We start from the raw sequence: 472 nt of genomic DNA, 5'->3' as shown, positions 1-472 counted from the left end.
ACCTAGTGATTCAAAAGCACCACCTAATTGTTCAAGTGATCCTTTTAAATTATCTTTCATCTTATCGGCTGCTTCTTTTGATGCACCATTTGAGTTTTTCAATGAGTCGCTATACTTTTTAAGTTTAGCTGGACCTGCGTCAATCAATGCTAAGAAACCACTTGCAGCTTCTGTACCAACAATTTGTGCTACATATGCAAGTTTTTGGTCTTTAGTCATACCTTGCAACGCATTTTTAAATTGTCCTATCAAATTAGGCATTCCGACGAATTCGCCTTTCGAGTTAGACATTGAAATACCTAATTTATCAATAGCTTTTTGTGATTGATTAGACGGCTTAGCTAATCTAATGAAAGATGCACGTAAAGCAGTACCTGCTTGTGAGCCTTCAAGTCCACTATTACTCATGACTTCAATTGCTGCTGATGTATCTTCTAATGTAACACCTAATGAATGTGCAGGTGTACCTGCA

The 472-nt window shown here is 37.3% G+C and carries 1 protein-coding gene; it reads right to left on the bottom strand.

The window, feature by feature from the left end; all coding sequences use genetic code 11:
* The coding region (locus tag KA909_RS13630) for a phage tail tape measure protein (RefSeq protein WP_245339406.1) at positions 1-472 on the bottom strand (472 nt) is incomplete at both ends.

The sequence above is a fragment of the Staphylococcus sp. GDX8P54P genome (genome assembly GCF_017893165.1).
GTDB lineage: Bacteria > Bacillota > Bacilli > Staphylococcales > Staphylococcaceae > Staphylococcus > Staphylococcus borealis.
The sequence above is the reverse complement of the archived record's forward strand: the minus strand, read 5'-3'. Positions and strand labels throughout refer to the sequence as shown.